Here is a 4623-nt window from a genome sequence, read left to right on the forward strand (position 1 = left end):
GAATGGTGCCCTGCTCGCCCTTGCCGCTGGCGAGACGCTCGGCCGGGGTCTCCAGGCCATGATCGGCGGAGTTGCGCACCATGTGGGTGAGCGGGTCCTTGATCAGGTCGAGCACCTGGCGGTCGAGCTCGGTGTCGGCGCCGTGCATCTCCAATTCGATCTGCTTGCCGAGTTCGCTCGACAGATCCCGGACGATGCGGGGCAGCTTCTGCCAGGCATTGCCGATCGGCTGCATGCGCGTCTTCATGACGCCTTCCTGCAGCTCGGCGGTGACGTTGGACAGGCGCTGCAGCGGCACCTTGAACTCGGTGTCCTCGTTGCGGCGGGAGATCTCCAAAAGCTGGTTGCGGGTCAGCACCAGCTCGGAGACCATGGTCATCAGGTGCTCCAGCGTGTCCACGTTGACGCGGATCGACTGGTTGGCGATGCGGTCGCCTTCGCCGGCAATCTCGTCGGCCATCGACTTCTTCGCCGCGGCCTTCTCCTTGGCAGGCTTTGCGGCGTCCTTGGCGGCGGGGGCCTCAGCGGCCGGCGCGGGCTCGGCCTTGACTTCGGCCTTGGCAACGGCGGCCGGGGCCGGCGCTTCGATCGCGGTCTCGCGGAAAGCGCGCTCGAGCTCGTCGAGCGAGACTTCGCCCGGACGCAAGGGCCGCTCCAGCGTCTGGTCGATCAGCGTGCCCGTGGTCATCTCCTTGGCGGGCGCGGCAGCCGGGGCTTCCGGCACGAGCGGCGGGGCTTCGGCAACGGGAGCAGCGGCGCTACCTACCGCCATCGCGGCCATGCCCTGCTCGACCATCGCTTCCAGCTTGTCGATGAGATCGCGGTCGTTGCCTTCGGGCTCGGCTTCGGTCGCCTCCAGGCCAGCAAGGATCTCCTTGATGCGGTCGATCGAGGACAGGATCACCGTCACCGCCTGCCCGGTCACCGGCATGCCGTCACGGAATTTGCCCATCAACGTCTCGCCGGCATGCGCCAGCGCTTCAAGCCTGGGAAGGCCGAGGAAGCCGCAGGTGCCCTTGATGGTGTGGACGAGGCGGAAGATGTTATCCAGGATCTTGGCGTTGTTCGGCTCCTGCTCGAACTTCACCAGCTGATTGTCGACGGTGTCCAGGCTCTCGCTGGTCTCCGTCAAAAACTCCCGCAACAGATCATCCATGAGCTACGCCCTACTGAAATCGACTTCGACGCCCGAGCCTCGCTTGGAATCGACGGAAGCCCTCATCCTGGATCGTTAGACATCCCCTTTCACAGTCTCGTTAATTTCAGCCTCCGTGCTAATACGGACATTGAAGAGAAGTTTGCCATTCGGCTGCATGCAATGGCGCTTTTCGGCAAGACCGGCGCCTCGACGCGATGCGGGGAGGCGTGAGGCGAACGCACCGATGAGAACGCGACGGCGCGCGCGAGAAAGTCCTGCATGTGAAGGACGATAGGCACGGCCTACGCGAAGCCGACCAGAGACGGCCGCAATCGCGAACGAGACCGCGACTTTCATTTCGTGCGGGGCCGAGTTCGAGAAAGTTCGTGCTTTCGGTAAACGAACGGTTACCCGTGGTCCGCGCCGCGCTAACTTAGCCGTGGGGGCAAGCTCATCCAGGCATCGGGGCGATACTCCGCCAGGCAATCGTTGATGGCGGCGAGCAGTGCATGCGGCGTGAAGGGCTTGCGCAGGCAGCGCGCGGCACCGATCTCCAGCGCCATCCTGAGGAAATCAGGTGCGGGCAAATTCAGCTTCGCGAATGCGTAATTGGACATCGCGATCAGCGGAATGGCGGGCGCCCGGTCGTGGAAGATCCGGATCGATTCGAAGCCGCGCATGTCCGGCATGAAGATATCGACGATCATCAGGTCGAACTGTTGATGTTCGAGAGCCCGCAATCCGGCTTCACCTCCCTCGGCGATCGTCATCCGAAAATTGTTGCGCTGGAGATAGATCTCGATGGCCATGCACACCATCGGGTCGTCGTCGGCAACGAGGATATGGCGCAATTCCCTTCCCGCTTGAGCTTCCCGTTTCGACAATTCAATCATCGAGCCGTAGGGCACGCCCTTCTCCTCTGCTTTCGATCGAAACGTATGGTCGCCAATATCGTTGGTGGCGCCGGAGAAACGAAGTCGATGGACGCAAGCGCCGCGGCCATGCGACGCCATGCTCGGGAGCAAGGTTCGATGGCTGTCGTCACTTGTCCAATGCACAAGAAGGCGCAGATCGGCCGCGTCCGATCGGAGCATGGATGCAATGCTTCCGGCTCATGAAGGCCCTTGCCGCTTATTCCTGCACGCCCTCCACTACGGTTATACGGGCAGCGCCACAACCTTTACAATGTAGTTCATTGTCGCGCAACTTAATGACGAACGCGACGGGGACGAGCAAAAGCGCCGGAATGATCTGATTGACCGTCAGCGGCCATCCGCCCAATCAATTGCCGCCAGTGCTCGACGCCGCAGGATTTCGATCCGCTCCGCACTGCCTGGAGCCTCCCGGAATGGTCAGGGAAGCTGTCTTGGGGGAGGCGGCTGCCGTAATGAAGTGCTTCCGTGGGAAGGATCGATTTCGACCATTGTCGACTTGTCCACCGCAAATAGCCGGGCTCGCGGTGTTGGACCATGACGGCGTCATGGCTGACAAGAAGCATTGGGACAGCCGGACTTCACGCCGACATGCACACAGTTTCGTGGGATGGTGATCATGCGACACGCCACACCCGGACATATTGTCCCAATTGCCAATATATCCCGGCGTGAACATGATGGAACTTACCCGCGCAGGGAGCGATTTCACTTGCCGCGACCCGCTGGTGCAAAAGACGGGGAGACAGTCTTGGAAACGATGGTGCGTCCAGCCAACGGTTTCCTCTCTGCGCTGTCGGCAGACGACTATGACCTGATCCGCCCGTATCTGCGCACGGTCGATCTGCCCCACGACGCGGTGCTGGTCGAGGCCGGCGAGACGCTCAAACGTGCCTATTTTCTCCACCGCGGCGTCATCTCACTGGTGGTGAAGCTCGCCAAGGGCGAGCATGTGCAGGTCGCGATGATCGGCCGAGACAGCCTGCTCGGGACGCTCTCGACCATGGGCGACGCCTGCGCGCTGAACACGGCCGTCGTGCTGGTTCCCGGCTCAGCCTCAGTGATGGATCTCGACCGGCTGCGCGATGCGGCCGAGCAGAGCAGCAGCTTGCGGTCCTTGCTCACGCGCCATGGCCTGGCGGTCTACGCTCAAGTCCAGCAGACCGCGGGCTGCAATGCCGCCCATCCGGTCGAGTCGCGCTTGTCGCGCTGCCTGCTCCACACCCATGATCTGTCGGGCGACTCCCGCCTGCTGCTGACCCAGGAGGCCATGGCCCAGATGATCGGGGCGCGGCGCAACAGCGTATCGCTGGTCGCCAACACCTTGCAGCAGGCCAATTTCATCCACTACAGCCGCGGACACATCCAGCTCATGAATTTGGACGGCCTGCGCCAGACCGCGTGCGAATGCTACGCCACCGTGAAGGCGCAATACGAGCGGCTGCTCGGCCAGCGCTGAGCCGCAGGCGTGGTAAACCTGAGGCTAACGCCCACCCGCAAACACGAACCGTCCTGCTTGCGGAACTGAAATTCGAATGACTTAGACACGGCCTGCCTCGCACCGATATCGGCCCGCGCGGCATCGAACCTTGATCGGGGCAGGCTAGCCATGTTTGAAGTGACCGTCGCGCCGGCGCAGAAGGTGCTCGATTGCACCCCGCTGCGCGACCCGAACGCCTACGCGGCGCTGGTGCGCGAGATCGGCGAGGACGGAGCCTGCGAGGTGCGCGCCGTGTTCTGGAGCGAGACCTGCGCGCGGCTGCAATTATTCCGCACGCTTTCGCGCGAGCAGCACCACGCCAGGATCGCGCGCGAGGCACATTCGCTGAAAAGCGCGGCCGGCACGTTCGGCTATGCCAGGCTGGCGGCGCTGGCGCTGCGGCTGGAGAAGTCCGCGGAGACGCTTCACGACGCCGACCTCCGCGATCTCCTGGACCAGATGGATGCCGCCTACGCCGCGGCGCGCGCGCAGGAGCCGGAAGGATAGATACTTGCTCGGCGCGTTTTTGCCACGCGAACCGGCATCCTCGAAAGCGCTCCAACCACCCGCGCGGGTATACCCGCCGTACTTCTACGGCTTGGGATATTCACAGATGGCTAATCATAGGTGGCGATAGTCGCGGAAAACCAGGAGGGTTTTCATGTTCACCTATGAGACTGCGGACCAGAAGGAAGTCCGTCGCTTCCGCATCGCTCAGTTCAACGGCCGGATGGCGACGGTGAAGTCTGGCGAGTCGACGGTGACTGGCTTCGTGCGCTCGGTGCTGGAGCAGGAATCGAGCATGCCTCCCCGCTGGACCATCACGATCATCCCGAACGCGCCGAAGGACGAGCCCAAGCCGCTGCGCCCCGCATCGCGCGCGCGTCCCTTCGCCGAGGACTATTTCTGAGTCCAGCGACTTTGGCCCGGGCCGCCCGGGCACAATGCAATCATCAATCTCAGTCGATCGAATGCAGCAGCGCCGCGCGGACGAGATCCGCGGTGTTACGCGCACCGAGCTTGCGCATCGCCTCGGCGCGGTGGCTTTCGAACGTGCGCGGACTGATCTGCAT

6 protein-coding genes are annotated in these 4623 nt (G+C 63.1%); 3 read left to right on the forward strand and 3 right to left on the reverse strand.

Annotated features, from left to right (window positions below; all coding sequences use genetic code 11):
* On the reverse strand, window positions 1-1156 hold a 1156-nt coding region (locus SE91_RS30615; protein ID WP_197489544.1), incomplete at its 3' end, for a chemotaxis protein CheA.
* Window positions 1157-1566: 410 nt separating this feature from the next.
* Complete coding sequence (locus SE91_RS30620; protein WP_197489582.1) at window positions 1567-1989, reverse strand: response regulator; 423 nt, start codon at window positions 1987-1989, stop codon at window positions 1567-1569.
* 841 nt (window positions 1990-2830) lie between these two features.
* On the opposite strand from SE91_RS30620, the gene SE91_RS30625 reads away from it, so the two are divergent.
* The 3 genes from SE91_RS30625 to SE91_RS30635 all read left to right on the forward strand — a co-directional run bounded on the left by SE91_RS30625 (window position 2831) and on the right by SE91_RS30635 (window position 4460).
* Complete coding sequence (locus SE91_RS30625) at window positions 2831-3529, forward strand: Crp/Fnr family transcriptional regulator (protein WP_236840812.1); 699 nt, start codon at window positions 2831-2833, stop codon at window positions 3527-3529.
* Between the two features lie 150 nt (window positions 3530-3679).
* On the forward strand, window positions 3680-4057 hold the full coding sequence (locus tag SE91_RS30630; RefSeq protein WP_008567226.1) for an Hpt domain-containing protein: 378 nt from the start codon (window positions 3680-3682) through the stop codon (window positions 4055-4057).
* Between the two features lie 154 nt (window positions 4058-4211).
* A complete protein-coding gene (locus tag SE91_RS30635) occupies window positions 4212-4460 on the forward strand; it encodes a hypothetical protein (RefSeq protein WP_060734518.1) in 249 nt (82 codons plus the stop codon).
* A 49-nt stretch (window positions 4461-4509) separates the two neighbouring features.
* Here the strand turns inward: SE91_RS30635 and SE91_RS30640 are convergent.
* Window positions 4510-4623 (reverse strand): LuxR C-terminal-related transcriptional regulator (locus tag SE91_RS30640; protein ID WP_245318628.1); only part of this gene is annotated, 114 nt, incomplete at its 5' end.

The sequence above is a fragment of the Bradyrhizobium sp. DOA1 genome (genome assembly GCF_001593325.1).
Lineage (GTDB): Bacteria > Pseudomonadota > Alphaproteobacteria > Rhizobiales > Xanthobacteraceae > Bradyrhizobium.